This window comes from Candidatus Tisiphia endosymbiont of Parasteatoda lunata (assembly GCF_964030955.1).
Taxonomy (GTDB): domain Bacteria; phylum Pseudomonadota; class Alphaproteobacteria; order Rickettsiales; family Rickettsiaceae; genus Tisiphia.
Genome location: NZ_OZ035003.1, coordinates 1,345,498 through 1,371,071 on the forward strand (window position 1 = coordinate 1,345,498; position 25,574 = coordinate 1,371,071).

Sequence of the window (25,574 nt, forward strand, 5' to 3'; positions counted from 1 at the left end):
AAATTGACACCCATGAGTTACGACTACGGCGGGGATCTACCGTCCCTTATCTTTATTAGAATGCTTTGTGTTAGAAGGGGTAGTATTGGGTTTAATAGTACTACTACCATTTCCCATAGATATATCGTTTTTATTGAAAGTTTCTCTCAGACGGTGATATATTTGAGATCCAGCTGTACTCTCAAGTTTGCTTAATATCTTTTCTAATGCAGTCTTACTAGTTTGCAATCCATCACTTCTATTTGCTTTATCAATAGCTTGGATTGTCCCGACACCATTTTCAATAAAAGCCTCTTTCTGTTCCTCAGGTGATTTAACAAATGATTTAATATAATGCCTTAGTTTTGCACCTAAATCTGTAATGGTTCTAACATGTACTGGATCAGCCGGTGAAAATTCCAATGCCGAATACATTTTTTCTGTACCAGCTCCTATAGTTGCAATTGTTTCAATTTGTTCAGTTTTCTGTAAGGATTTATGTGGAAACTCTTCTATCAATGTATCCATTTGTTTAGCTTGTTTGCCAAATTTATCTAAATTAGGTTGTCCTTTAACATATTCGGCAGAATATCCTTTAGCAAGTTTACCATGAGCATCAAGGGTGGTGCTAATATTGCCTTTAAATTCACCAAATTTCTGGTCAGTAGTTTCAACAGCTTGTGAAAGTACATTTGTTGAGTCATCATCCAACGACACCTGTATTTTTACTTCTTTCTCTATTCCCATGCTTTCCATAGCTTCAGCAAGTTCAGGAGTATATTTCGAATCAAAGCTAAAGTTGAGTAGACTTTTAAACCTATCTATATCCTGTACGAAGCCTTCCTTTGGTTCACCAACAATATTAGCTATATCTGATTTAAACTTCTCTAATTTGGGCATAAAAATATCTTTAATTAATGTTGGCAATCACTAAAAACTCTTGCAGTTACCCTGCCATCTTTTTTTATTATTTGTTTTAATTGTACATTCGTGCTGATTACAAAATATCATTATTACTTCAAACTCTCTTAGAAGCTCTCTAGTAATAGTACTTTTGTTACCTTTACATTGGTTTTTACTTGATATGTTAATATATATATCGACATTTTCACATATTTTATTTGGAGCAATTGGTTTATAGTTTACCAAAATTGTGTATCCATCGGAAGTAAAAATATTTTTTTCTATAGGAAATATTTTAGCATCCTTTTGACCAAACCAGTTAGCCCAATATATACGTTTAAATTCTAGCATCTCATTGACATAAATGTCAAGTTCACCATTGTTATTTTTTATACCAACAGCATTTAAATTTATATCAAATATAAAATTAGGTTTAGGAGAATTTAGCATTAAGATTACAGATATAATCATTATAATTAGACCTAAAAAATGCCACTTTGTTCTCCATAAACAAGTCCAAAAAAATCCAAATAAGAAAGTAATTAAACTAATTTTGGTTATATAACCAAAATACCATACTGATAATGGTAAGCTATTAGTAAATTTCACTGCTGCAATAATTATATTAATACGTCAATTCGGGATAAGGATATTGTGAACATGTAGATTAAAATCAAATTTTGTTGAAGGTTTATTTTTCTTTAATGAGTAAGCAACAAGAGTAGATAATATATGGACAAAGGCATTTATTGGTGATCTATGTCTAGTATGTTCAAGGTTCATTTTATTTTTTAGATAATCAAAAACTGTTTCAATTAAGTTACGCTTTCGAAGTAAGATTTTTTCTTTCAAATCCATTAATTTATTTTCCATATTCTTCTTAATTCCATGAATCATTTTTAAGCCTCTTTCATATAAATTTAAGAACAAATTTTGCTTAATATAACCTTTATCAGCTGCTATAATTCCAGTTAATCTTTTTGTTAACTCCGGTACTGGAACCCTATCATCTACATTGCCTTTGGTCACTTTTAATGCCATAAACTCCCCTTTATTATTGATTATTACATGTAATTTAAAACCATAAAAATACCCGATAGAGGATTTACTATGTTTGGCTAATCCTTTAAAAACTTTATTGCTATAACGCCTTTTATTGTGACAAGCTTTAATCGTTGTAGAGTCAATAAAATAAATACCTGTTTCCTCACCAAACAACAAATGAATCAACATATTTAGCGGTATGAATAATCGTGCCATTAATTCAACAAATCTATTATAACTCAAGGCTTTGGGAAAATCATCCTTATGCATGCACTCTATATAACTTTTATAGAAAAATTTAAAATTCTTAGCATAGGATGTATGAAACATAATTATTATTGTTAACATTTCACTTAGACTCATGCTACAACAGCGATTTCTTTGCTTATTTGATGGTAATAACTTTCTCTGTTCATACTCCAAATAAATTTTACAAAAATCATCTATAAAACTATATAATTCTGTGATATCTTTTCTCATGCCTGTAGTTTGTTTTTTTGTTTAAAAATATAAATACTGCAGGCACTCCTTTTTGACAATCCTTTTATCTATTACTATTTCATCTATATCTTATCCCGAACTGACGTATTAATGAAAAAACCTACTAATTTTAAACAATATTGATCTATACCAAATATCATTAAGAATAATGAGATAATAGATAACGGCATCAGAAAGAAAGACATTATCGGCACAGCAATAAGGTTCATGGGAATAGAATAAGTAGGAAATGTATAAAATTGGTTTATTACCACAGGAGCAGTTACTATACTTGCAAGGAAGCTTGAATAAATATTAGAGGCAATATAAAATTTTATGGAAGAAAAGATGCCCTTGCTTTTACCTAAAATCCATTGATTCCTGATATAAAATTCGTAACCAGCGGTTAGCGATAATACTGCCACAAAAGATAATTGGAAGCTTGGATGAAATATATATTTGGGATTTACCGATAATATTATGAAAGCCGGAGTCAATCATTTAATTTGTGTAAGTTCATTTTTTATTTTCCAATAAATCATATTTAAAATCTCCACAAAGTATTTCAAATTGATTTAAAGCTAAAGACCAATCTTTAATAGGCATGGTCCATTTTTTGGCTGCATTTTGTAGGGATAAAAATATTATTTTTTGAATTGACTTATCATCTGGAAACACCCCCTTATTTTTGATAATTTTTCTAATTTGACGATTTACAGATTCTATAGTGTTAGTAGTATAAATTACCTTTCTGATCTCTTCAGGAAAGGCAAAAAACGGTATTATCCCAGACCAATTACGTTGCCAAATATCAGAAATTACCGGATATTTTTTATCCCATTTTACACCAAATTGCTGAAGTTTTAAACGTGCCATTTCGTCATTATTAGCTGTATAAATGAGTCTGTCCTATAGTTTGTGTAAGTTGCAAAGAAAGCAGTAAGAGATTACTGTAAAAAAAGTAACTTAAGCAAGCAAGGAGGAATTATGGCTAAAAAATTAGATACAGATAAAGATACATTAGACATCAGTAATCAGCTAGTAGAAGAATTATTATCAAAAGCAGATCCATCGGAGTTATTTGGTCGAGATGGTTTATTTCAACAGCTAAAGAAGCAAATAGTTGAGAAAATATTAGCAAGTGAGTTGGATCATGAATTAGGATATTCAAAACATAGCAAGATGCCAAAAGTAGATAATAATCGTCGTAATGGTAGCTATGAGAAGACAGTAATTGATGGGGATGGTCGTAAGCTGACAGTAGAAGTACCAAGAGATCGGGAAGGAGAGTATAATCCTCAATTAATACCAAAAGGGCTGAGGAGATTTAATGGATTTGATGAGAAAGTGATATCCCTTTATGGTCGCGGTATGACAGTCAGCGAGATCCGAGGGCATTTAGAAGAAATATATCAAACTGATGTATCTGGTGACTTGATATCCACCATAACAGATGGGGTGATAGAAGAAGTAACTAGGTGGCAAAATCGTTGTTTAGATAGGGTGTATCCAATATTATACTTGGACTGTATCTATGTAAAATCTAGAGACAATCACATAGTAATAAATAAAGCAGTATATTTAGCACTTGCTGTAAATATAGAAGGGAAAAAGGAGTTACTTGGCATTTGGATAGGCAAAAATGAAGGTGCTAAATTTTGGATGCAAGTAGTTACTGAGCTAAAGAATCGAGGAATTGAACAAATTTATGTTGCTTGTGTGGATGGTTTAAAGGGCTTTCCAGAAGCTATAAGCAGTGTATTCCCGAGTACTATAGTACAATTATGTATTGTACATATGGTTCGCAATTCAGTAAAGTATGTGTCATATAAAGATTTAAAAGAGGTCACATCAGATCTAAAACAAATTTATACAGCTAATAATGACGAAATGGCACGTTTAAAACTTCAGCAATTTGGTGTAAAATGGGATAAAAAATATCCGGTAATTTCTGATATTTGGCAACGTAATTGGTCTGGGATAATACCGTTTTTTGCCTTTCCTGAAGAGATCAGAAAGGTAATTTATACTACTAACACTATAGAATCTGTAAATCGTCAAATTAGAAAAATTATCAAAAATAAGGGGGTGTTTCCAGATGATAAGTCAATTCAAAAAATAATATTTTTATCCCTACAAAATGCAGCCAAAAAATGGACCATGCCTATTAAAGATTGGTCTTTAGCTTTAAATCAATTTGAAATACTTTGTGGAGATTTTAAATATGATTTATTGGAAAATAAAAAATGAACTTACACAAATTAAATGATTGACTCTTTAGATCTGATGTGACCTCTTTTAAATCTTTATATGACACATACTTTACTGAATTGCGAACCATATGTACAATACATAATTGTACTATAGTACTCGGGAATACACTGGTTATAGCTTCTGGAAAGCCCTTTAAACCATCCACACAAGCAACATAAATTTGTTCAATTCCTCGATTCTTTAACTCAGTAACTACTTGCATCCAAAATTTAGCACCTTCATTTTTGCCTATCCAAATGCCAAGTAACTCCTTTTTCCCTTCTATATTTACAGCAAGTGCTAAATATACTGCTTTATTTATTACTATGTGATTGTCTCTAGATTTTACATAGATACAGTCCAAGTATAATATTGGATACACCCTATCTAAACAACGATTTTGCCACCTAGTTACTTCTTCTATCACCCCATCTGTTATGGTGGATATCAAGTCACCAGATACATCAGTTTGATATATTTCTTCTAAATGCCCTCGGATCTCGCTGACTGTCATACCGCGACCATAAAGGGATATCACTTTCTCATCAAATCCATTAAATCTCCTCAGCCCTTTTGGTATTAATTGAGGATTATACTCTCCTTCCCGATCTCTTGGTACTTCTACTGTCAGCTTACGACCATCCCCATCAATTACTGTCTTCTCATAGCTACCATTACGACGATTATTATCTACTTTTGGCATCTTGCTATGTTTTGAATATCCTAATTCATGATCCAACTCACTTGCTAATATTTTCTCAACTATTTGCTTCTTTAGCTGTTGAAATAAACCATCTCGACCAAATAACTCCGATGGATCTGCTTTTGATAATAATTCTTCTACTAGCTGATTACTGATGTCTAATGTATCTTTATCTGTATCTAATTTTTTAGCCATAATTCCTCCTTGCTTGCTTAAGTTACTTTTTTTACAGTAATCTCTTACTGCTTTCTTTGCAACTTACACAAACTATAGGACAGACTCGAAAGCCGCAATCGCGAGCGATCTCAGGGGGTATGGCTTCCGTCCTATCATAACTGCATAACTGAACAACCCTCAGCTCTAAGCTGAGGGGTTATAAAGTAGAGTCAATTTGAAATTGACCTACTTCAATTGGTTCTCCTTCTTGTTCTTCTATATATTTCTGAATTATTTCATCTGTTATGTTACCTGAACTAACTGCCATATATCCTCTAGCCCATAAGTGACGTCCCCAAAACTGCTTTTTTAAATGGGGAAATTCTTCAAACATGATTCTTGCACTACCACCTTTTAAATACTGTACCAACTTACTTAACGCTATTTGCGGTTTATAGGATACAAACATATGAATATGATCTGCTACCACTTTTCCTGATATTAGGTAAACCTTATGATCCATCGATATTTGCTTTAACACATCCCTTACTCTCTCAGCTACTTTGCCAGTTAATATTCTTTTACGATATTTTGGTATCCACACTAAATGCACTTTTAAATCGTGTTTACTATGGCTATTAGTCCTATAACTCCTCATCTTATTTCACTAATTCGTCGTTAATACGACTTCATTATATCTTCCCTTCGCCTAAAGGCGAGGGTTTTTTATAATCCCCGTTGGGGGACAATAAAAATTGCCGTCATAATGAAGGCTCTGGTAGCTGCGATTTGTGTGCCACTTAGTTGCAAATAACCATAACTTCCTATTAAAGAACAAATTGCTGCTATTGACTTTATGTTGTAATTGTAAGCAATATAATTTGATAGATTTAATAAGAATCTTGCTGATATGAAAAACAGCATAGCTACCAATGACAAATGTAAACCGGATACGCAAAGTATGTGAGATATACCGCTTTGTCTCATTTCTTTCATTAATTTTCTATCAATGGCTTTGGTTTCTCCTAGTAATATTGCTGCGGCGAAATTACCTTTAATAGGACCGAGTATTTGGATTAGGCGGTTGTAAATATTTTTTTTAATTTTATAGATAAAACTATTAGTGTAGAGATCACTATGTGCTATAAGGGGACAGTGCATAGCCAGTGGCGTTGATATCTGCCAAATATGCATAAAAGCCAAAGTCATAGCCACCTGGTAGGATACTACTTTGAGGCTTATAAAGCTGAGCCACTAGGCTAATATTATCGTTAATATTAATTTCTTGAGCATATTTTGCCGGCATGCTTATTCTGACTTTTTGCAAAACCTGCTTAAGTTTTTGAATTTTTACCTGATATAATATAACTTGCATACCATGAGTGGTCGGTTTCATCGATTCTATGATGCCGCTTATTCTCGAAATTATTGGCTTTTTAATACCAACAACATGTAAATTTGATATACGATATTTGCCAACTAGCATACCACAGGAAAAAGCGATAATTATCCCCGCAATAAATCGCCCAAATATGTTATTTCTTAAGATTATTAGTGACAAAGAAATTGTGAAAATAGCTAGAATAGATATAAAGGAAGGTTCGCTACTTAAAGTAAAATAAGTACCAATACCGCAAATGAAACTAACAAAATACCAAAGGCTGAGATTGTGATATTCTTGTTCTAAAATGCTTTTGGCAAGTCTAAAAATTAATTTATAATCTCTTAGGTTTATTGCATCTAATAGTAGATTTTTACTTAAAATAAGCTACTATTAGATATAATTCAAGAAATCTATTCCCTCATTTCACCCTGAATATATAAATCATGAGCTACCTGATAAAAACTACTAGCTTCTTCCACTAAACTAGGAATATTCTCAATCTCTATTTTATCTTCAGCAATTAATTTATAAGTTTTTGCTTGTTCCTGTGGTCGTAAGATAACTAAGTGATTATCCTTCATGAACCCAAGCAATTGATAAGTGCTGATAAAAGCTCTGTTTGCTGGTATGTTTAATATATCTTGACCAAAAAACTTACTATTATACGAAAAATTTAATAATCCCAAAATAGTAGGAGCAATATCAATTTGACTGGCTAAATTATCAACTATCTGTGGTTTTAATATATTGGGAGCATATATTAATAGAGGTATGTGATATTTATTAACCGGCAAATCAGTTTTACCAGCACTTGATGCACAATGATCAGCCGTAATAACAAAGATAGTATTATCAAACCAAGGGTGAGTTTTAGCTAATTCAAGAAACTTACCAATAGCATAGTCGGTGTATTTAACAGCTGCACTACGTCCACCACCAGATGGCAAATCAATCCTACCTTCGGGGAAAGTATAAGGACGATGGTTAGAGGTAGTCATAATTAATGAGAAAAAGGCTTTGCCTTGCTTATAATTTTGATCAGCTAACTCTAGTGATTTTATTAGTATATCCTCATCAGCTACCCCCCAAATATTGGAGAAACTTATTTCGTTGGATTTTAGATTACCTTGATCAACTATATTATAGCCATTACCATGAAAATAATTTTGTAAATTATCAAAGTAACTATAGCCACCGAATAGGAAGTTAACAGCATAGCCTTGATTCTTAAAAATAGTAGCTATATTAAATAATGACTGATTATCAGGACGACGGATAATAGAAGAGCCAGGAGTTGGCGGTACTGATAAAGTAATAGCTTCTAAACCTCGTACTGTTCTAGTTCCTACTGCATATAGATTGGTAAAAAATATGCTTTGCTCAGCTAATTTATCCAAATTTGGCGTAATATTTTGTTGATTACCAAATTTTCCCATGAATTCGCCACTCAGACTTTCTACGGTAATAAAAATAATATTATATTTATTACTGTTAAAAGAACTTGCCCTGATATTACGTTCTATAGTAGTAGCATTTGAGTATATTTGTTGTTCTTTCGATAAATTGCTACGAACGATATTTAAAGCCTGGTTTTTATCAATTACTGGATAAAATTTATTATAATCTAAGCTATTATTAAAATAGGCAGAGAAAAACTCATATGGACCGTTTTTAGCAAGTTCGATAGCATATTTATTATAATTAAAAGCAAGTTTATTGGGGTTATAAAAATTAAAAGCAAGTAAGCTAAACAAAAATATTGTGCAGATAACATATTTCTTATTATTTTTTATAGTACTTGCTTGATTAATTATGTATTTTCTCAAGAAAAAAACAATTAATAGTGTAATAATTATAATGCCTAGTAATATTTCTATATAGGGCAAAGATTCCTTTACAGTACCAATGATTTCATGGGTATAAATTAGATAATCTACAGCAATAAAATTAAATCTAACACCGAACTCATCCCAAAAGATAATCTCGGCAATGGCAATAAATATTAGTAAAGCAATAGTACAAAAATAAGCGATAAAAGAGCAGCTTACATACAAAAATTTATACCGAGCCAATAACTTGTAGAAGGCAATGATAACAAGCGAAATTACTGGTAAAAAATAACAAAGAGATATTAGATCATTAAATGTACCAATAACAAAAATTGACACTAGATCAGATATGGTTATTTGTTGTTGCCATAAAGCGTACGAACTTAATAGAATACGAGTAATAAACTGAAATATTAGGTAAATTCTAACAATAGGAAAATGAAACAGTGTTTTTATCATATATATCTAAATTAACGTCATATACTCAGGTAGAACTTCAAGAATTGCCGTTCCCTAGCTATTAGTCTTCCTATTACCATAAATGTCAAGAAAAACTTATGGGTAATAGGAAGATACCCTAGGCTATTAAACCGATGCCTTACATCAACATTTGAGATTAGGCAGTGAAATTTCAACCAATAAGCCGCCTAAAGTTTTGCTATCCTGCAAAGATATTGTACCGCCATGATCAATAATTATTTCTTTAGTAATAGCAAGACCAAGTCCAACATTCCCTGAATTATTAAGCGAACGTGACTTATCTGAACGATAAAATGCTTTAAATACTAATAATTTCTCTTCATCCTTTATGCCAATACCGTTATCTTCAATTTTTATTATTACATTAGTAGAGGTAGAACAGATAGTAATTTTTATCTTTGTAGAATATTTTATCGCGTTATTTATTACGTTAGATATTGCACGTTCAAAGTTGGTAGGCTTAATTTGTCCATATACTGGCTGTTCTGTGGCGATTAACTCAATATTGGTCATAGACCATTTATTTATGATATTTGATATCCAAGAAGATAATTCGATTATTTGATCTTCTTCGCCATTTTCTCCTCTAGCAAAGTCAAGATATGATTTTATCATTTGTTGCATAATAACTATATCTTCCTTAAGCCCTTCCGTTTCCTCGGATTTGTTCATTAACTCTAATTGTAGCTTCATTCTTGTTAAAGGAGTACATAAATCATGCGAAATCATAGCAAGCATTCTAGTTCTTTTGCTAATTTGTTTTTCAATTCGTTCTTTCATTTTAAGAAAAGCAATACCAGCCTTTTTAATTTCTTTTGCACCAGAAGGTTTAAATGTTTGTAATCTTGTAATTCCTTGTCTGAATTGATCAGCAGCATCTGCAAGAGTTAAAATGGACTTAATTTGATTTTTAGAGAAGATCAAAGAAACAGAAAGTAATAAAATAGTTAAGAAAATTAACCATAAGACAAAAATATAGGCAGTTGGATTCATCAATAATTTTGCGGGGAAAGTGATTTTTAGTAAACCATCAGTCAATTGGAATAATACTTCAATTCTTCCTGCATCATTAATCTGTACTATATTTTTCTTATTAATTTTTACGTTAATAATATTTTTAAAAATCTCTAATTCTTCACTAATTCTAGGTTGTTTGCGTGGCAAGTTTAATTTTTGATGAAACTGATACGACAAATTTAAATAATTTGTCTCTGTTGTGTTTTTTTCTAATAGATTATTGTCGTCTTGTTCAAGAAGGGAAATAATTTCATTAGTAATAATATTGCTAGTATAATAAGAAACATTATACCAGTGACGATCATAGAACAAAAACACTGCTAGAATTTGTCCTATTAATGTTGGAACAATAATAATGAGAACAAATCTAGCCAGTAAAGTTTGTGGTATAAGTTTATGTATAAATAGCATAACCGCTATTCCGTATGGTTTTTAGATATTTTGGTTCTTTAGGGTCATCTTCAATCTTACTCCTTATTCTGACAATTTGTACGTCGATAGAGCGAGGGCTAAGCCCTCCCATTATTTTTGACAACTCATCACGTTTCATTTCTTGTCCATTGTGTTTTAATAGTACTTCTAGCAATTTTTGTTCTGTAGAACTCAATTGTACAGGTTGATTATTTTTTATAAATTCCTTTGATTCTAAATTATAATAATTATTGCCAAATCGCTTGATTTCATCTTGTTTTTTATAATTATTATAGCTATTTAATAGGTTATTAATCCTGAGTAATAATTCTTTCGGTTCGAAAGGTTTGGTCAGATAATCAGATGCACCAGATTCTAATCCCTTGATACGATCAATTGGTTGTGATAGTGCAGTTAGCATAACAATTGGTATAAGGTTTTTACTTGATCTTATAGTATGGGCAAAATCAAGCCCTGTAACATTTGGCAACATAACGTCTAGAATAATTAAGTCATAAATAGAGGATTTTAATAGTTCAGCAGCTTCTTGGACAGAAGCTGCTGTTGATACTAAAAAGTTGTTTTTATACAAAAACTGTTTTAAAAGTTTTTGTATTCGAGTATCATCATCGACTACAAGAATGTGGGGTTTTGAGCTTTGCATAAATAAATTTTCGGTGATAAGAATTACTATAGTTTAATAGTGGAACATTGACAATGACAATAATACAAGAAAATACATTAACTGAAAAGCCGTTTAAAAATCTTAATCAACTATCAGGTTATATCTGGATTAATGGTAGATTTATTGATTGGCAGGAGGCTAAGATACACGCTCTTACTCATAGTTTACATTATTCTGGTGGAGTTTTTGAAGGAGAAAAAGCCTATAATGGCAAAATCTTTAAATTAGAAGAACATACCCAACGTTTGATAGAGTCGGCAAAAGGTTTAAGTATAGAGGTACCGTATAGTTTTGAAGATATTATAACAGCTCACCAGTTACTTATAACAAAGAATAATATTAAAAATGCGTATGTTCGTCCTTTAATTTGGTATGGTAGTGAATCTCTTAATCTAACTAATGTAAATTTATCGGTTAATTTATTAATTGCTGCTGTTTCATCAACTCCTAGACCTTCTGATGATTTAAGTTTGCATATTGCACGTTGGCGGAAATGCCATCCAAACTCGTTGCCGCCGCAGTGTAAATCGTCAGGGCATTACAATATGATGATAGTATGCCAAAAAGAAGCTAAGTCTTTGGGTTATAGTGATGCAGTTCTATTAGATTGGCGAGGATTTATTGCTGAATGTACTACTACAAATATCTTTTTTGTAAAAGGAGAGCAGTTATTTACACCGATAGCTGATAGTTTTTTAAATGGCATAACGCGTCAAACAGTTATAAAACTTGCTAAAGAGTTAAATCTTGAGGTTAAGGAAGAGTACATAACTCTAGATAGGTTAGGGGAGTTTAATGAATGTTTTATGACTGGTACAGCTGCAGAAGTTAAGGGGATTAAATCGATTAACCGTGGTGATCAAAATATTATCTTTGAAGATAGTAAAATTACTAATTTGTTAAAAAAAGAATATAATAGCTTAGTGCGTAAATAAATAGTGATATAATGGAACTGATGCGATGAACAATAATATATTTAAAGGGCTTATTACAGCCATTATAACCCCGTTTAAGGATAATAAATTAGATTTTGTTTCTTTGGAGAAAATACTTAACTATCAAATTGATAATAAAGTTGATGGAGTAGTGATTGCTGGTTCTACTGGTGAAGGCCCTAGCTTAAGTTTACAGGAATATCAATCTTTGTTAGAAATAGCTGTAGAAATTACTAAAAACCGTACCCAAATAATAGCAGGTTGTGCAGCTATGACTACCAGCACTGCTGTAGATATGATACAAATATGCACAAAAATTTCAGTTGATGGGTTTATGTGTAGTATTCCTTCTTACGTAAAGCCAACTCAAGAGGGAATCTATTTGCATTTTGAAACTATCCATAATGCAAGTAATTTGCCCATAATGCTGTATTCAGTATCTAGTAGAACTGTGGTTGACTTTTCAGATGACACGATAGTTAGGCTCAGTAAACTACCACGTATTGTAGCTTTTAAAGATGCAGGTAATGATTTAGAACGTCCTTTGAGAATTAAGGCTGCTGTAAGCAAAGATTTTAATTTATTGTGTGGTAATGATGAATTAGCGTTATCTTATAATGTTCATTCGGGAGTAGGGTGCGTTTCTGTTGCATCTAATGTTACGCCTAGCTTGTGCAAGAAGTTACAGGATAATTGTCGTGATGGTAATTACCAAGAAGCTCTGCAAATTCAACAGCAATTATTGCCTATATATAAGGCATTATTTGCAGAATCCAATCCAATACCGGTAAAATATGCTGTGGCAAGATTAGGGTTATGTTCTAATGAGTTACGGCTTCCTTTAACTTCAGCTGGCAAAGTCACTGAGGAGAAAATAAATAAAGCTATGGACTATGTCGGAATATAAAAAAGTAATAGCTCAAAATAAGAAGGCATATTTCAATTACTTTATTGAAGAAAAAATTGAAGCTGGCATAATATTAACTGGGAGTGAAGTTAAATCGCTACGTCAAGGAAAAGCTAGTATAGAAGATAGTCATGCCGAAAATTCGGCAAACGAAGTGTTTTTGTATAATTGTCATATTGCGGAATATGACAAAGCTAACAGATTTAATCATTCGACTAGAAGAACCCGTAAGTTGCTTCTTAATTCTAGTGAAATAAAGAAAATAATTGGTAAAATTCGCCTAAAAGGCTACACTCTTGTTGCTCTTTCTTTATATTTCAATAAAAAAAATAAAGTAAAAGTTGAGTTAGGCATAGCAAAAGGTAAGAAATTACATGATAAAAGACAGTCTATTAAAGAACAAGATTGGAAGAGGGATCAGGGACGGATTATGCGTGCGAAGTAGGATAAAAATAATTTTTATGCGACACTCTACAGCACCTTAACTTCTTAGAGCCTAAAGCACCCATTATACTTCCATATAAACAAATAGGTAAAGTTAATGACAATAACTCCTGACTACATAATTGAAAGAAAACAAAATAAATTAAAATTAAGGCTGTGGAAGTTAGCAACAATTTTAATGTTTATAGTTTTAATTGTTGTGATGATTAAGAAATTTAATTTGCCAAGTTCTGAATATGTAACTACTAATAGTAACTATATAGCTGCAGTTTCAATAGAAGATATAATTTTTGAGGATACAAAACGTGATAAAAGATTGGAGAAAATCATTGATGATGATAAGATTAATGCTCTAATTGTTAATGTTAATTCTCCTGGTGGAACTGTGGTTGGATCAGAGAAAATTTACAATATACTCAGAAAAATATCAGCAAAAAAACCGGTAGTGATTGTTATGGGTACATTGGCAGCGAGTGGAGGATATTTGATATCATTAGGAGGGGATTACATAATTAGTCATAATGGAACGATTACTGGTTCAATTGGTGTGATTTTCCAAACTCTAGAAGTAACAGATTTAGCAAAGACAGTAGGTATTACCTTCAATAATTTTAAATCTGGGGAATTAAAAGCTGCTCCTAATCCTACTGAGAAAGTTACAGAAGCTGTTCGTCAAGCTATAATGTCTAATGTACAAGATACTTATGATTATTTTATTGAACTCGTTGCTTTAAGAAGGGGATTAGCAATTGAAGAAGTTAAAAAAATAGCTGATGGTCGGATATATTCTGGTCGCCAAGCTTTGAAACTAAAACTTGTTGATGCTGTGGGTTCTGAGGATGATGCGATTAAATGGTTACAGGAAGTCAAAAAAATTGATAAAGATTTGAAGGTAAAAGAATTTAAAATAAAACCGAAATCAAAATTTCTTGAAATTATTATGGAGGATTTTGATAGTGTTTTACCAAGTTTTTTTAAAAATAAATTTCAAGGAATAAAAGCAATTTTTTAATTTATGGCAAGCAAGTCTGATTTAGTGGATAAAATATCTAAGGAACTTAATTATCTTTCTAAGGAAGATATAAAAGATTCTATAGATTTGGTATTTGATTATTTACAGTCTAGCCTCGCTGAGCAAAATCGTATTGAAATTAGAGGCTTCGGTAGCTTCTCAATTAGGGAGCGGAAATTTCCCAATAGTGAGCGGTCATATAAAACTATCTATTATCGTGGACATCGCTAGGCTTTTGGAAAAGGGAGGGAATAATTCTTATCCCGAATTCGCGTTCTCATGTTATACTATTAGCCAAAGCCAACTTCCTAGCCTCTGCTGATTTACCAGTATAAACTATATTTTGGTAATTAAGTTTGATAGCGGTAAATAAAGCTGCGTGATCGTTTCCTACATTAACAATAATTTTTACGATTTGGGGAAATTCTTCAATTAGTTTTTTAAAAATATAATCCCACACTAGCATACCGTAATATCTCGTGCTACCACTTTTGTTAGTTAAAATAACCGGCTCATGGAATTTGGATAAGAACTCTCGTGCATCGCTTAAGTTTTCTATTGTGTAAGTTATTGGATTTGGCATATTTTTTGACTTTTTACTTACTCAAATTAGGCTCTTATATCTTAAAAACATGTTATAAATAGTCTGTCCGGCAAAACTCTATAAGTCTTATAGATAATAGGGTTTAATGGCAGAAAATAGTTAACCACTCTGCACTGCAAGTGCAGAGCTTAATATTACGGCATGAATGCCTAATGTATGTACTAACTTAAAAGTTAGAAACTATTTGTATATGGCTCATTTAGAAAGTGTCACAACACAAAAAGAATATATCTGTGAAGTGTAAGATTTTGTTAAAAAATATCTGTATGATTCATTCTTATCTTTTCTTGATAAGATATTTAAAATTTATGTTGAAACGACGCACTGCAAGTGCGGGGTTTTTCTCCCAAAGTGGGACAATAAAGAAATCCATAAGAAAATGTTAAAATATGCTAATAAACCTTATGGATTTCAGTCAATATGCCAATAGAAAATATTATCAAATCACAAAAACAAGGAAAACTTTTTGGTTATAAATTAAAAGAAGAATTAAACTCAAATAATAAGCTATATAAATTAAGAGAATTAATAAATTGGTCTGGTCTAGAAGAATGGTTATCAAAAAATGTTTCTATTAAGAGATTTGGTAGAAATAGAAAATGTCATAGAGTGATGCTTGGTGTAACGATGCTACAAGCAATGTATAATTTTTCAGATTCATTAGCAGAGGAAGAACTAAAAGAAAACATGTATTGGCAATATTTCTGTGGGTGGGAATATATAGAAACAGATATAGCGATGTCGGAAACTAGCATAAGAAGATTTCGTAATTTATTAGGTGAATCTGGATATAACGAGATATTAGCAGAGTTGATAAGAGTTGGAATAAGAACTAACACAATTAAAAAAAAAGATTTGGAATTGATAATTGCTGATACAACGGTACAAATTAAGAATATCAAGCACCCACATGATGTTTATTTAATGGATAAAGCTAGGCTTAGTATTGTGAAGCTTTGCCAAAGTTTGGGTATAAGTTTAAACGAAACCTACGCTAGAACCTATAAGCGAGATATAATAAAGCTCTGGAAGTATAAAGAGCATAGCAAAGCCAAGAAGCGTTGGAAAATAATGAAGCATTTAAAAACGTTACTTGGTCGTTTGGTTAGAATATGTGAGCGTGAGATAAAAAATCAGAAATTAAACTTATCTATCAGAGATCAAGAAGTATTGAAAAAAGTAAAACAAATACATAGCCAATCTGTTTTAAAAAGAGAAGAGAAAAAGCAATACAAAGAACAGAATAAAATATTGTATAGTTTTCATGCCCCTGAGGTAGAGTGTATAGGGAAGGGAAAACGAAACAAGCCATATGAGTTTGGCAATAAAGTTGCGGTAGTAGTCAGTGGTCGTAGAAATTTTGTACTGTCAGCAAAATCGTTTCATAATAATCCTTATGATGGTCATATATTGCAGCAGAGTTTTGAAGCGGTAGAAAATGTAACTGGAATAAAGATAAAAAAATCGTTTGTTGATCTTGGTTATACTGGCAGCAATGTTAAAGAGAAGAGTAAGGTATATACCCCAAAAACTCGGAAAAAGTTATTGAAAGAAGGTATACCTGCAGCAAAACTGCATAACTTTATCTAATGTTTTTGCTAGTATGAATTTTTTATACATTTGGGTTGAGTCTGTCCTATAGTTTGTGTAAGTTGCAAAGAAAGCAGTAAGAGATTACTGTAAAAAAAGTAACTTAAGCAAGCAAGGAGGAATTATGGCTAAAAAATTAGATACAGATAAAGATACATTAGACATCAGTAATCAGCTAGTAGAAGAATTATTATCAAAAGCAGATCCATCGGAGTTATTTGGTCGAGATGGTTTATTTCAACAGCTAAAGAAGCAAATAGTTGAGAAAATATTAGCAAGTGAGTTGGATCATGAATTAGGATATTCAAAACATAGCAAGATGCCAAAAGTAGATAATAATCGTCGTAATGGTAGCTATGAGAAGACAGTAATTGATGGGGATGGTCGTAAGCTGACAGTAGAAGTACCAAGAGATCGGGAAGGAGAGTATAATCCTCAATTAATACCAAAAGGGCTGAGGAGATTTAATGGATTTGATGAGAAAGTGATATCCCTTTATGGTCGCGGTATGACAGTCAGCGAGATCCGAGGGCATTTAGAAGAAATATATCAAACTGATGTATCTGGTGACTTGATATCCACCATAACAGATGGGGTGATAGAAGAAGTAACTAGGTGGCAAAATCGTTGTTTAGATAGGGTGTATCCAATATTATACTTGGACTGTATCTATGTAAAATCTAGAGACAATCACATAGTAGTTAACCACTCTGCACTGCAAGTGCAGAGCTTAATATTACGGCATGAATGCCTAATGTATGTACTAACTTAAAAGTTAGAAACTATTTGTATATGGCTCATTTAGAAAGTGTCACAACACAAAAAGAATATATCTGTGAAGTGTAAGATTTTGTTAAAAAATATCTGTATGATTCATTCTTATCTTTTCTTGATAAGATATTTAAAATTTATGTTGAAACGACGCACTGCAAGTGCGGGGTTTTTCTCCCAAAGTGGGACAATAAATAAAGCAGTATATTTAGCACTTGCTGTAAATATAGAAGGGAAAAAGGAGTTACTTGGCATTTGGATAGGCAAAAATGAAGGTGCTAAATTTTGGATGCAAGTAGTTACTGAGTTAAAGAATCGAGGAATTGAACAAATTTATGTTGCTTGTGTGGATGGTTTAAAGGGCTTTCCAGAAGCTATAAGCAGTGTATTCCCGAGTACTATAGTACAATTATGTATTGTACATATGGTTCGCAATTCAGTAAAGTATGTGTCATATAAAGATTTAAAAGAGGTCACATCAGATCTAAAACAAATTTATACAGCTAATAATGACGAAATGGCACGTTTAAAACTTCAGCAATTTGGTGTAAAATGGGATAAAAAATATCCGGTAATTTCTGATATTTGGCAACGTAATTGGTCTGGGATAATACCGTTTTTTGCCTTTCCTGAAGAGATCAGAAAGGTAATTTATACTACTAACACTATAGAATCTGTAAATCGTCAAATTAGAAAAATTATCAAAAATAAGGGGGTGTTTCCAGATGATAAGTCAATTCAAAAAATAATATTTTTATCCCTACAAAATGCAGCCAAAAAATGGACCATGCCTATTAAAGATTGGTCTTTAGCTTTAAATCAATTTGAAATACTTTGTGGAGATTTTAAATATGATTTATTGGAAAATAAAAAATGAACTTACACAAATTAAATGATTGACTCTTTGGGTTTCATACTATGCAAATACCATCAATTACTATTGAGCAAGTAGCTCAGCAATTTAAAGCCTGGCGTCAAACTAAAACTAATAAGTTTGATCCTATACCAAACCATCTAAAGGAATTAGTTTACCAATTACTCCATCATTATTCTTACCAAGAGATAGCTAAACATCTTAATATTAATAAAGCAACAATCAGTTCAATTAAAAAAGCCCATGAGCCTACCCTCAAAACTTCTCCTGTCTCAACTTCAAATCAAGCTCTACAACAAAATATTAATTTTCTCCCATTTCAACTATTAAATTCTATAGATACCGATCCTGTAGCTGCCCCCAAACAAAATCACTATACTTGTCACATTATTAAACCAAATGGTACCAAACTTATTATCCAAACACTAGAACCAAAAACCATAATTCAGACATTTTTATGCTGCAACTAACCCCGGCGTCAGTTATTTTTGTTGCCACTATTGCCATCGATTTTCGCAAGGGTATCGATGGCTTAATCGCTGTTTGTAGACAAAAACTTTCTTCTGACCCTCTTAATGGTTCCTTGTTTTTATTCTATAATAAAAACGTATACCTGCAGCAAAACTGCATAACTTTATCTAATGTTTTTGCTAGTATGAATTTTTTATACATTTGGGTTTCATACTATGCAAATACCATCAATTACTATTGAGCAAGTAGCTCAGCAATTTAAAGCCTGGCGTCAAACTAAAACTAATAAGTTTGATCCTATACCAAACCATCTAAAGGAATTAGTTTACCAATTACTCCATCATTATTCTTACCAAGAGATAGCTAAACATCTTAATATTAACCTCAGTTTGATGCAAGATGAAGGTTGAGATTGTTTAATTTTCCAAAAGCTACAGAAATTTTATTAGGTTTGAAAACATAGGCAAGTAGCCCAGCTAATACATTAGTTTGAAAATTCATAACAGATCTATGCCTTGTATGGTCTATATGAAAAAGGTTTTTCAATTGATCATTAATGGTTTCAATAATGTGCCTTTTATTTAAAAATTGCTTTTTAATAGGATCTATTATTCTTTCTTTCATATTACTTTTAATTTTTGTTATTAGTTCTAAACCTTGATTAGCAAGGGATTGAGTGAGTTTTTTACTGATATACCCACGATCACCAAAAAGCCAGCCTTGTAATTTATCTACTAAATTTTCCACCACTGCTCTATCATCGACATTTCCAGGAGTTAAAGAAAAACTCATAATCTCTCCGCAACTGTTAATGACAATATGTAGCTTACAGCCAAAGAACCACCCAGTGGAAGTCTTACCTCTTTTTGCTATGTCTTTGAATACTTTATGTCTATTAATTCTTAAATTATGGCAAGCAGGAAGTTTAGTAGAGTCGATATAATATTGACCAGTTTGTTTTCCTGTTAGGCTTTTTAGCAGTAACACCATGGGCATGAAGCTCATTGGCATTAACTGAACAAAACGACTATAGCTCACAAGTTTTGGAAATTCCTTTCTATAACTTTGGCATAGGCAGCATAAATAAAAATCTTTAAAGGTACGGTAGTGACTCAAGTGAAACATTACTATAATAGTAATAATCTCTGAGAGTCCTATACTGCAGCCCACTTTACGCTTACGGTTAGGATTTGGTAATATATATTTATTTCGCTCCGTATCAAAATGCTTGCAAAAATCATCAATTAAGCAGAAAATCTCCGTAAGAGGGATCATAATATATTCTCCAATTTTGTCATTATTATTAGAGAACTTTATAATCCCTCCCTTCTTAATTTTCAAATGTTCTTTCTTACGTCAAACTCAGGTTAATATTAATAAAGCAACAATCAGTTCAATTAAAAAAGCCCATGAGCCTACCCTCAAAACTTCTCCTGTCTCAACTTCAAATCAAGCTCTACAACAAAATATTAATTTTCTCCCATTTCAACTATTAAATTCTATAGATACCGATCCTGTAGCTGCCCCCAAACAAAATCACTATATTTGTCACATTATTAAACCAAATGGTACCAAACTTATTATCCAAACACTAGAACCAAAAACCATAATTCAGACATTTTTATGCTGCAACTAACCCCGGCGTCAGTTATTTTTGTTGCCACTATTGCCATCGATTTTCGCAAGGGTATCGATGGCTTAATCGCTGTTTGTAGACAAAAACTTTCTTCTGACCCTCTTAATGGTTCCTTGTTTTTATTCTATAATAAAAACAGAACTGCCATTAAAATTTTGTCCTTTGACGGTCAAGGCTTTTGGCTATGCTCTAAACGCCTATCCAAAGGTAAATTTACCGCAAAACTTTTCCCATCTGATAATTCATCTTATCAAATTTGTTATAGAACCTTACACATTCTTATTCATAATGGTGATCCTAGTTCTGCCAAATTCTCTAATGATTGGCTTCCTGTCGTTTAAGCTGCTGTCTCGATTAATTCCGTATTATTCATATATCTTGCATAGGCAAAAGGCGTATAATTCGCAGGACGCTTCTTTGCTTTGCTACTCTGCTCTTGTAGCCAATTTAAATATTTAAAGGCATTGATCTCGTTCTCACTACAAGTCTTTACTATACTATACAAACCACTATGTATCTCAGCACTATTGATTGTTTTAAAGAATAATGAATTCTTCCTTTGTAAAATAATGGTACGCAGTGATCTCTCAGCCCAATTATTATCAAGATTGCTAACTGGGATTTTTAAAAATTGGGTCAAACCTTCTTTATTATTTATCCAATATTTCATAGCTTGTCCAAGCCTACTATTAGGCTCAACTTTCTTGTCGTTAAATAATTCGTCTATTTTGTTATATATGTTTTCTATATATTTACTGCTATGTTCCTGATGATACCCAAGTTTTTCTTCAGGACTCATCTCTTTACATTGATGTTCATTGTGGTAAATCCCTCGTGTTTGTTTGAGAAAATATCCGCATTCTTCAGGGTAATATAGTTCATTCTCTGTAAATTTTCTCTGACCATGTGACAAACAATTGATCATCACTATTATTGCCAGTAATTCTTGATCTGCTTCTGATAATACCGGGTTATTATTGTTACTTGCGTCAGTCATTAATTGGATAGAATCTGTTCTATTCTTACGATTCTTTAGTACGTTACCTATATTTTCTCCACCATGCCTATTACCGGTAAAATATAAAACTATCACCTCATTATTTGCAGTCTTAGCACATATTGTAGTAGTATAACAGCTGCGTCCTTTCTTATTTTGAGTACGTAATTTCTTATTGGCTATAGTAATTTGAAACTGGACTGATTTTTCAAGACAAATTTTTCACTAATTTTGTTTCCCATTTTACATAATTTTTAAGCTGCATTTTGTAAGTAATCAAGATACACGTTCATCGGTTTTTTATAACCAATACTTGAATGGAATCTTTGATTGTTATATTTATCCATGTATTTATCAATACCATCTTTAAGTTCTGCGATATTTTTAAAATCATTTATAAATATACAATTATATTTTAAAGTTCTAAAAAATCTTTCAATCACAATATTATCAATGCTTCTACCCTTACCGTTCATTGAGATTTGTATATTATTCTCTTTTAGAATTCCCGTATGCTCATGTCCAGTATATTGACTACCCTGATCACTATTGAATATTTGTGGTGCAGGGTATTTATTCAGTGCATCTTTTAATACATCGGTTACAAGTGATGCATCCATAGAATTAGATACTTTATAACTTAGTATTGCCTTACTATGCCAATCTATAATCGCCACAAGATACATAAATCCTCCGTTAGTTCTAATATAAGTAATGTCACCACTCCACACTTGATTAACATAAGGTACATGAATAGTTCTATTCGTTCCTGATTTGTGCCAGTACGGCTCAAGCAAATAGCTATAAATTTTATGTTGACCATCCTTCACAGAAGTAGATTGCTTTTTATGAGGATGAATAGCTTCTATACCCATTATTCCCATATATTTAAGCACCCTATCTCTGCCCACATTAAAGCCGTCTTCCAATAATTGTTTGTATATATAACGATAACCATACTCAGGGTTATCCGTATATATTTCATCTATTCTATTTAAAATATCAAGATTATATAAGCTCATTACTTTAGCTTTATAATATACTCCAGATCTGCTTATCTTTAATAGTTCACATTGCCTTGTCTTTGCTAACGTACTCAGCTTGGGGTCGACAAGACTTTTCTTATTTGATAAGTCCAAGCTGTTTAGCTTTCCCACCGCCCAGTCCCTCTCGACTGTAGCCTTACCTAATGCTTTTGCAAGTTCATCGTTTTGATTCTTAAGTTCACTAATCTGCCCTTTGTACTCACTAACAGCTTTTGCTGGCTCAAATGCCAATGACGCATTATCTAAAAATTGTCGTTTCCAGTTTTGCATAGTTTTAGCCGTTACTTCATATTTGACCGATAACTGACCTATTGTTGATTCTTCTTTTAACATCTCTAATACTATTTTAGTTTTTGCTTCTGCACTAAAATTTTTAATTTGTTTTTTACCCATTTGTTTCTCTTTAATTTTATTTATTATTCTATACTTATTGAGAAACAAAAATACCTGCTTCTTTGTCTAATTTTTTCAGTCCATTATACTGTCTTCTCATAGCTACCATTACGACGATTATTATCTACTTTTGGCATCTTGCTATGTTTTGAATATCCTAATTCATGATCCAACTCACTTGCTAATATTTTCTCAACTATTTGCTTCTTTAGCTGTTGAAATAAACCATCTCGACCAAATAACTCCGATGGATCTGCTTTTGATAATAATTCTTCTACTAGCTGATTACTGATGTCTAATGTATCTTTATCTGTATCTAATTTTTTAGCCATAATTCCTCCTTGCTTGCTTAAGTTACTTTTTTTACAGTAATCTCTTACTGCTTTCTTTGCAACTTACACAAACTATAGGACAGACTCTAAGAGGGATCATAATATATTCTCCAATTTTGTCATTATTATTAGAGAACTTTATAATCCCTCCCTTCTTAATTTTCAAATGTTCTTTCTTACGTCAAACTCAGGTTATGATAGGTACAGTCGTATATTGTATGACTTGTTTTCTTATAATACTGCATTTCTACATATTATATGTTAAAACGATGCACTGCAAGTGCAGGGTTTTTCTCCCAAAGTGGGACAATAAAATAACAACGTTACAAATTATACCATACAAGCAATCTATATCAGCAACACAAGAAAATAATATTAAAGATGAAAATAATGCTTATTTGCTTGAACTAGCTAAGCAATTAAATCCTGATTCATTATGGTATAAAGCTAGAAAATTTTTAATTGAACGATACAATAAATATATTGATATCGCTACCTTTAGTACATTAATAGTGGTACAAGAAGATAACATCAATAAAAAAGTAATTCTCAAGTCTACTTCAGCTTTTTATGATTATTACATTAGAAATCGTCACATGCAAGACCTAAAAACTGCTTTTCAAGCTCAAAACTGTAGTTTTGAATTAATTGGCTGGAATGATAATTACAAGATTACTACTTAAAAATTAGTAATTTGTAACAATTACTTCATCAGAAGTTTTTCTTGTTTGGGGCATAGAATAGGTAACCTTGATAATATTAATATTAAAATCTTTGTACAAGCTTCTAATAAAAGGAGTATCACTATTAGAAATTATAAACTTAACATCTTTATAGTCACCTTTTTGGTTAAAACCCCCAGCTTCAGCTGGGAAAGACTTCAGTCCTTGTTCTAATATTTCAATTCACTATAACTTGAATATATGATATTTTAATATACATAAGAGCAAGCTCTTCATGTATATTAAAATATCATATATGACAGATTATAACAAGACTAGCCACACTGTATTTTACCATCGCTTTCATGTTGTTTGGATCACTAAATATCGCTACAAAAGTATTGCAGGGTAACTTATAAGAATTAGGATCAGAGAGATAGCACAGGCATTAGTAATATCTCTTTAGAGTAATAGCGACTTCCAGTCTAGATATCAACCCACCAGCTTCAGCTGGTTGTTATTGAGTATCTAGTTCCTTAGCAAAATCTCTTAGTCTCATTTGTTCTTGTTCATCAAATGGCAATCTAGTATAAAATTTCTCACCAGATTTGTGATAAGGTGGATCGAAATAGACAAAGTCATTTTTCTGAGGCTCAATAAAAGAAAAATCTATAGCACAAATAGATGTACTAGATAATAAACTACTACATTGTTGCAATCTACTAGTAATATCAGATTTATGGTAGTTTCTACCAGAGAAGCTTTGAACTGGATCACCATTGATATTGATACGATATATTCCTTTAAAGGAATATCTATTAAGATAGATAAATCTTGCAGTAATTTCATTAGGATTGTTACTATTATTATCACTTCTGACTTGATAATAATATTCTTTGCAATGGTTTGCTTGATGTAAATCAAGTAACTTACTTATTTCTTTTGGATTCTTTTTAACCGCATTATAAGACGTTACTAAGTCAAGATTAATATCAGATAGATAGCATTTATTAAACATATATTTTACTTGAAAGAACAAAGCCCCACCTCCAAGGAAGGGCTCATAATAATTATTTACTCCTGAAGGAATATAGTTAATTAATTTATCAACAATTTTTCTTTTACCACCCACCCATTGTAAGAATGGTTGGGGTTTACTTAAGTTTTGTACTGACATAATTTATTATTTATCTTTAATTTTTCTACTAAAGATTATATCAGAAAATAGGCTTAAATGCCAGCAAAACAGCATAGTCAAAGGGATTTTAGTGTTTATTATAGCATCATTTAGTGTTATTTTTATCTATGTATAATTGATAAAAAATAGGGCTAACAAATATTATATTTTAAGTCTGTCTCATTTATGCAGCTTTTTGTCATATTATAAAAAAATCTGGCAAAAAGGCTCTTAAATCCTCTGTACTTCCAAGAATTGTGGTGATATCTCTCTTGGTTAAGAGCTGTATAGTGCAACTCTAGTTCAGAGGTTAAGTTAAAAACTACAACATCTTATCACCTTAACCTCTGAGCTGTCTTTTTTTTAACTTCAACAGCAAGGAAATGTTATGATAAGTAA

At 31.8% G+C, this 25,574-nt stretch carries 32 protein-coding genes and 2 pseudogenes; 16 read left to right on the forward strand and 18 right to left on the reverse strand.

The window, feature by feature from the left end; translation table 11 throughout:
- Window positions 1-36 precede the first annotated feature (36 nt).
- The 5 genes from AAHN00_RS08375 to AAHN00_RS08395 all read right to left on the reverse strand — a co-directional run bounded on the left by AAHN00_RS08375 (window position 37) and on the right by AAHN00_RS08395 (window position 3,306).
- On the reverse strand, window positions 37-906 hold the full coding sequence (locus tag AAHN00_RS08375; protein ID WP_342270996.1) for a hypothetical protein: 870 nt from the start codon (window positions 904-906) through the stop codon (window positions 37-39).
- 3 nt (window positions 907-909) lie between these two features.
- Complete coding sequence (locus tag AAHN00_RS08380) at window positions 910-1,491, reverse strand: hypothetical protein (RefSeq protein WP_342270997.1); 582 nt, start codon at window positions 1,489-1,491, stop codon at window positions 910-912.
- A 24-nt stretch (window positions 1,492-1,515) separates the two neighbouring features.
- Window positions 1,516-2,406, reverse strand: a complete 891-nt coding sequence (locus AAHN00_RS08385) for an IS982 family transposase (protein WP_342270998.1) — start codon at window positions 2,404-2,406, stop codon at window positions 1,516-1,518.
- An 83-nt stretch (window positions 2,407-2,489) separates the two neighbouring features.
- Entirely contained in the window at window positions 2,490-2,903 is a 414-nt protein-coding gene (locus tag AAHN00_RS08390) for a ComEC/Rec2 family competence protein (RefSeq protein WP_342270999.1), read from the reverse strand.
- Window positions 2,904-2,922: 19 nt separating this feature from the next.
- Window positions 2,923-3,306, reverse strand: coding sequence for a transposase (locus tag AAHN00_RS08395; RefSeq protein ID WP_342272623.1), 384 nt, complete (start codon window positions 3,304-3,306; stop codon window positions 2,923-2,925).
- An 87-nt stretch (window positions 3,307-3,393) separates the two neighbouring features.
- Between AAHN00_RS08395 and AAHN00_RS08400 the strand changes: the two genes are divergently transcribed.
- Complete coding sequence (locus tag AAHN00_RS08400) at window positions 3,394-4,656, forward strand: IS256 family transposase (RefSeq protein WP_342270914.1); 1,263 nt, start codon at window positions 3,394-3,396, stop codon at window positions 4,654-4,656.
- Here AAHN00_RS08400 and AAHN00_RS08405 read toward each other — a convergent pair.
- From AAHN00_RS08405 to AAHN00_RS08435, 7 genes are all read right to left on the reverse strand, one after another.
- Entirely contained in the window at window positions 4,625-5,557 is a 933-nt protein-coding gene (locus AAHN00_RS08405) for an IS256 family transposase (protein ID WP_342271000.1), read from the reverse strand. The two genes, AAHN00_RS08400 and AAHN00_RS08405, sit on opposite strands and share 32 nt — an antisense overlap.
- A 178-nt stretch (window positions 5,558-5,735) precedes the next feature.
- On the reverse strand, window positions 5,736-6,176 hold the full coding sequence (gene tnpA, locus AAHN00_RS08410; RefSeq protein ID WP_342271001.1) for an IS200/IS605 family transposase: 441 nt from the start codon (window positions 6,174-6,176) through the stop codon (window positions 5,736-5,738).
- 68 nt (window positions 6,177-6,244) lie between these two features.
- Complete coding sequence (locus AAHN00_RS08415) at window positions 6,245-6,712, reverse strand: ComEC/Rec2 family competence protein (protein WP_342272624.1); 468 nt, start codon at window positions 6,710-6,712, stop codon at window positions 6,245-6,247.
- Complete coding sequence (locus AAHN00_RS08420) at window positions 6,654-7,079, reverse strand: DUF4131 domain-containing protein (protein ID WP_342271002.1); 426 nt, start codon at window positions 7,077-7,079, stop codon at window positions 6,654-6,656. Before AAHN00_RS08420 ends, AAHN00_RS08415 begins: the two co-directional genes overlap by 59 nt.
- A 233-nt stretch (window positions 7,080-7,312) precedes the next feature.
- Window positions 7,313-9,070 carry an LTA synthase family protein gene (locus tag AAHN00_RS08425; RefSeq protein ID WP_342271003.1) on the reverse strand — a complete coding sequence of 586 codons (1,758 nt, stop codon included), beginning with the start codon at window positions 9,068-9,070 and terminating at the stop codon, window positions 7,313-7,315.
- Between the two features lie 264 nt (window positions 9,071-9,334).
- Window positions 9,335-10,639 carry a HAMP domain-containing sensor histidine kinase gene (locus AAHN00_RS08430; protein WP_342271004.1) on the reverse strand — a complete coding sequence of 435 codons (1,305 nt, stop codon included), beginning with the start codon at window positions 10,637-10,639 and terminating at the stop codon, window positions 9,335-9,337.
- Entirely contained in the window at window positions 10,623-11,303 is a 681-nt protein-coding gene (locus AAHN00_RS08435; protein WP_342271005.1) for a response regulator transcription factor, read from the reverse strand. The genes AAHN00_RS08430 and AAHN00_RS08435 overlap by 17 nt, the downstream gene beginning before the upstream one ends.
- Window positions 11,304-11,356: 53 nt before the next feature.
- On the opposite strand from AAHN00_RS08435, the gene AAHN00_RS08440 reads away from it, so the two are divergent.
- The 5 genes from AAHN00_RS08440 (at window position 11,357) to AAHN00_RS08460 (ending at window position 14,853) form a co-directional block, all read left to right on the forward strand.
- Window positions 11,357-12,259: a branched-chain amino acid transaminase gene (locus tag AAHN00_RS08440; RefSeq protein ID WP_342271006.1), complete on the forward strand. Its 903-nt coding sequence runs from the start codon at window positions 11,357-11,359 to the stop codon at window positions 12,257-12,259.
- Between the two features lie 25 nt (window positions 12,260-12,284).
- On the forward strand, window positions 12,285-13,166 hold the full coding sequence (gene dapA, locus AAHN00_RS08445; protein ID WP_342271007.1) for a 4-hydroxy-tetrahydrodipicolinate synthase: 882 nt from the start codon (window positions 12,285-12,287) through the stop codon (window positions 13,164-13,166).
- Window positions 13,153-13,611 carry an SsrA-binding protein SmpB gene (gene smpB / locus AAHN00_RS08450; protein ID WP_342271008.1) on the forward strand — a complete coding sequence of 153 codons (459 nt, stop codon included), beginning with the start codon at window positions 13,153-13,155 and terminating at the stop codon, window positions 13,609-13,611. The genes dapA and smpB overlap by 14 nt, the downstream gene beginning before the upstream one ends.
- 96 nt (window positions 13,612-13,707) lie before the next feature.
- Window positions 13,708-14,622, forward strand: coding sequence for a signal peptide peptidase SppA (gene sppA / locus AAHN00_RS08455; RefSeq protein WP_342271009.1), 915 nt, complete (start codon window positions 13,708-13,710; stop codon window positions 14,620-14,622).
- A 3-nt stretch (window positions 14,623-14,625) separates the two neighbouring features.
- Entirely contained in the window at window positions 14,626-14,853 is a 228-nt protein-coding gene (locus AAHN00_RS08460) for an HU family DNA-binding protein (RefSeq protein WP_342271010.1), read from the forward strand.
- A gap of 46 nt (window positions 14,854-14,899) precedes the next feature.
- Here AAHN00_RS08460 and AAHN00_RS08465 read toward each other — a convergent pair whose 3' ends face one another.
- Window positions 14,900-15,205 carry a hypothetical protein gene (locus tag AAHN00_RS08465; RefSeq protein WP_341755193.1) on the reverse strand — a complete coding sequence of 102 codons (306 nt, stop codon included), beginning with the start codon at window positions 15,203-15,205 and terminating at the stop codon, window positions 14,900-14,902.
- 227 nt (window positions 15,206-15,432) lie between these two features.
- Between AAHN00_RS08465 and AAHN00_RS08470 the strand changes: the two genes are divergently transcribed.
- From AAHN00_RS08470 to AAHN00_RS08500, 7 genes and pseudogenes are all read left to right on the forward strand, one after another.
- Window positions 15,433-15,612 carry a hypothetical protein gene (locus AAHN00_RS08470; protein WP_342271011.1) on the forward strand — a complete coding sequence of 60 codons (180 nt, stop codon included), beginning with the start codon at window positions 15,433-15,435 and terminating at the stop codon, window positions 15,610-15,612.
- Between the two features lie 34 nt (window positions 15,613-15,646).
- Complete coding sequence (locus tag AAHN00_RS08475; protein ID WP_342271012.1) at window positions 15,647-16,816, forward strand: IS5 family transposase; 1,170 nt, start codon at window positions 15,647-15,649, stop codon at window positions 16,814-16,816.
- A gap of 124 nt (window positions 16,817-16,940) precedes the next feature.
- Window positions 16,941-17,588 (forward strand): transposase, encoded by a 648-nt coding sequence (locus tag AAHN00_RS08480; RefSeq protein ID WP_342270936.1) that lies wholly within the window; start codon window positions 16,941-16,943, stop codon window positions 17,586-17,588.
- A 195-nt stretch (window positions 17,589-17,783) separates the two neighbouring features.
- Window positions 17,784-18,464, forward strand: a pseudogene (locus tag AAHN00_RS08485) (IS256 family transposase); the annotation flags it as partial.
- A 41-nt stretch (window positions 18,465-18,505) separates the two neighbouring features.
- Window positions 18,506-18,931 (forward strand): hypothetical protein, encoded by a 426-nt coding sequence (locus tag AAHN00_RS08490; RefSeq protein ID WP_342271013.1) that lies wholly within the window; start codon window positions 18,506-18,508, stop codon window positions 18,929-18,931.
- The gene (gene tnpB / locus AAHN00_RS08495) at window positions 18,919-19,173 is read left to right on the forward strand and encodes an IS66 family insertion sequence element accessory protein TnpB (RefSeq protein ID WP_342271014.1); all 255 of its coding nucleotides are present in this window, start codon (window positions 18,919-18,921) and stop codon (window positions 19,171-19,173) included. The genes AAHN00_RS08490 and tnpB (AAHN00_RS08495) overlap by 13 nt, the downstream gene beginning before the upstream one ends.
- Window positions 19,148-19,342, forward strand: coding sequence for a hypothetical protein (locus AAHN00_RS08500; protein ID WP_342271015.1), 195 nt, complete (start codon window positions 19,148-19,150; stop codon window positions 19,340-19,342). The genes tnpB (AAHN00_RS08495) and AAHN00_RS08500 overlap by 26 nt, the downstream gene beginning before the upstream one ends.
- Here AAHN00_RS08500 and AAHN00_RS08505 read toward each other — a convergent pair.
- Window positions 19,317-20,207 (reverse strand): IS982 family transposase, encoded by an 891-nt coding sequence (locus AAHN00_RS08505; RefSeq protein WP_342270939.1) that lies wholly within the window; start codon window positions 20,205-20,207, stop codon window positions 19,317-19,319. The genes AAHN00_RS08500 and AAHN00_RS08505 overlap by 26 nt on opposite strands.
- Before the next feature lie 16 nt (window positions 20,208-20,223).
- Between AAHN00_RS08505 and AAHN00_RS08510 the strand changes: the two genes are divergently transcribed.
- Window positions 20,224-20,568 carry a hypothetical protein gene (locus AAHN00_RS08510; RefSeq protein WP_342271016.1) on the forward strand — a complete coding sequence of 115 codons (345 nt, stop codon included), beginning with the start codon at window positions 20,224-20,226 and terminating at the stop codon, window positions 20,566-20,568.
- Window positions 20,556-20,909 carry an IS66 family insertion sequence element accessory protein TnpB gene (tnpB, locus tag AAHN00_RS08515; RefSeq protein ID WP_341752109.1) on the forward strand — a complete coding sequence of 118 codons (354 nt, stop codon included), beginning with the start codon at window positions 20,556-20,558 and terminating at the stop codon, window positions 20,907-20,909. The genes AAHN00_RS08510 and tnpB (AAHN00_RS08515) overlap by 13 nt, the downstream gene beginning before the upstream one ends.
- Here tnpB (AAHN00_RS08515) and AAHN00_RS08520 read toward each other — a convergent pair.
- The 3 genes from AAHN00_RS08520 to AAHN00_RS08530 all read right to left on the reverse strand — a co-directional run bounded on the left by AAHN00_RS08520 (window position 20,906) and on the right by AAHN00_RS08530 (window position 23,336).
- Window positions 20,906-21,784 carry an IS66 family transposase gene (locus tag AAHN00_RS08520; protein ID WP_342272625.1) on the reverse strand — a complete coding sequence of 293 codons (879 nt, stop codon included), beginning with the start codon at window positions 21,782-21,784 and terminating at the stop codon, window positions 20,906-20,908. The genes tnpB (AAHN00_RS08515) and AAHN00_RS08520 overlap by 4 nt on opposite strands.
- Window positions 21,785-21,819: 35 nt before the next feature.
- Window positions 21,820-23,004, reverse strand: a complete 1,185-nt coding sequence (locus AAHN00_RS08525; RefSeq protein ID WP_342270912.1) for an IS3 family transposase — start codon at window positions 23,002-23,004, stop codon at window positions 21,820-21,822.
- A gap of 83 nt (window positions 23,005-23,087) precedes the next feature.
- Window positions 23,088-23,336, reverse strand: coding sequence for a transposase (locus AAHN00_RS08530; RefSeq protein ID WP_342271017.1), 249 nt, complete (start codon window positions 23,334-23,336; stop codon window positions 23,088-23,090).
- Between the two features lie 218 nt (window positions 23,337-23,554).
- Here AAHN00_RS08530 and AAHN00_RS08535 point away from each other — a divergent pair, with 218 nt between their 5' ends.
- Complete coding sequence (locus tag AAHN00_RS08535; RefSeq protein WP_342271018.1) at window positions 23,555-24,019, forward strand: hypothetical protein; 465 nt, start codon at window positions 23,555-23,557, stop codon at window positions 24,017-24,019.
- Between the two features lie 505 nt (window positions 24,020-24,524).
- On the opposite strand, the pseudogene AAHN00_RS08545 reads toward AAHN00_RS08535, so the two are convergent.
- Window positions 24,525-25,175, reverse strand: a pseudogene (locus AAHN00_RS08545) (DNA adenine methylase); the annotation flags it as partial.
- Between the last annotated feature and the right edge of the window lie 399 nt (window positions 25,176-25,574).

Coding starts and splice junctions, on each gene's coding strand:
- AAHN00_RS08385 (WP_342270998.1), bottom strand. CDS start 2,406: ATGAGAAAAGATATCACAGAATTATATAGTTTTATAGATGATTTTTGT.
- AAHN00_RS08400 (WP_342270914.1), top strand. CDS start 3,394: ATGGCTAAAAAATTAGATACAGATAAAGATACATTAGACATCAGTAAT.
- AAHN00_RS08405 (WP_342271000.1), bottom strand. CDS start 5,557: ATGGCTAAAAAATTAGATACAGATAAAGATACATTAGACATCAGTAAT.
- tnpA (WP_342271001.1), bottom strand. CDS start 6,176: ATGAGGAGTTATAGGACTAATAGCCATAGTAAACACGATTTAAAAGTG.
- AAHN00_RS08415 (WP_342272624.1), bottom strand. CDS start 6,712: ATGCATATTTGGCAGATATCAACGCCACTGGCTATGCACTGTCCCCTT.
- AAHN00_RS08430 (WP_342271004.1), bottom strand. CDS start 10,639: ATGCTATTTATACATAAACTTATACCACAAACTTTACTGGCTAGATTT.
- AAHN00_RS08435 (WP_342271005.1), bottom strand. CDS start 11,303: ATGCAAAGCTCAAAACCCCACATTCTTGTAGTCGATGATGATACTCGA.
- AAHN00_RS08440 (WP_342271006.1), top strand. CDS start 11,357: ATGACAATAATACAAGAAAATACATTAACTGAAAAGCCGTTTAAAAAT.
- dapA (WP_342271007.1), top strand. CDS start 12,285: ATGAACAATAATATATTTAAAGGGCTTATTACAGCCATTATAACCCCG.
- smpB (WP_342271008.1), top strand. CDS start 13,153: ATGTCGGAATATAAAAAAGTAATAGCTCAAAATAAGAAGGCATATTTC.
- sppA (WP_342271009.1), top strand. CDS start 13,708: ATGACAATAACTCCTGACTACATAATTGAAAGAAAACAAAATAAATTA.
- AAHN00_RS08460 (WP_342271010.1), top strand. CDS start 14,626: ATGGCAAGCAAGTCTGATTTAGTGGATAAAATATCTAAGGAACTTAAT.
- AAHN00_RS08465 (WP_341755193.1), bottom strand. CDS start 15,205: ATGCCAAATCCAATAACTTACACAATAGAAAACTTAAGCGATGCACGA.
- AAHN00_RS08475 (WP_342271012.1), top strand. CDS start 15,647: ATGCCAATAGAAAATATTATCAAATCACAAAAACAAGGAAAACTTTTT.
- AAHN00_RS08480 (WP_342270936.1), top strand. CDS start 16,941: ATGGCTAAAAAATTAGATACAGATAAAGATACATTAGACATCAGTAAT.
- AAHN00_RS08490 (WP_342271013.1), top strand. CDS start 18,506: ATGCAAATACCATCAATTACTATTGAGCAAGTAGCTCAGCAATTTAAA.
- tnpB (WP_342271014.1), top strand. CDS start 18,919: ATGCTGCAACTAACCCCGGCGTCAGTTATTTTTGTTGCCACTATTGCC.
- AAHN00_RS08500 (WP_342271015.1), top strand. CDS start 19,148: ATGCAAATACCATCAATTACTATTGAGCAAGTAGCTCAGCAATTTAAA.
- AAHN00_RS08505 (WP_342270939.1), bottom strand. CDS start 20,207: ATGATCCCTCTTACGGAGATTTTCTGCTTAATTGATGATTTTTGCAAG.
- tnpB (WP_341752109.1), top strand. CDS start 20,556: ATGCTGCAACTAACCCCGGCGTCAGTTATTTTTGTTGCCACTATTGCC.
- AAHN00_RS08525 (WP_342270912.1), bottom strand. CDS start 23,004: ATGGGTAAAAAACAAATTAAAAATTTTAGTGCAGAAGCAAAAACTAAA.
- AAHN00_RS08530 (WP_342271017.1), bottom strand. CDS start 23,336: ATGGCTAAAAAATTAGATACAGATAAAGATACATTAGACATCAGTAAT.
- AAHN00_RS08535 (WP_342271018.1), top strand. CDS start 23,555: ATGACTTGTTTTCTTATAATACTGCATTTCTACATATTATATGTTAAA.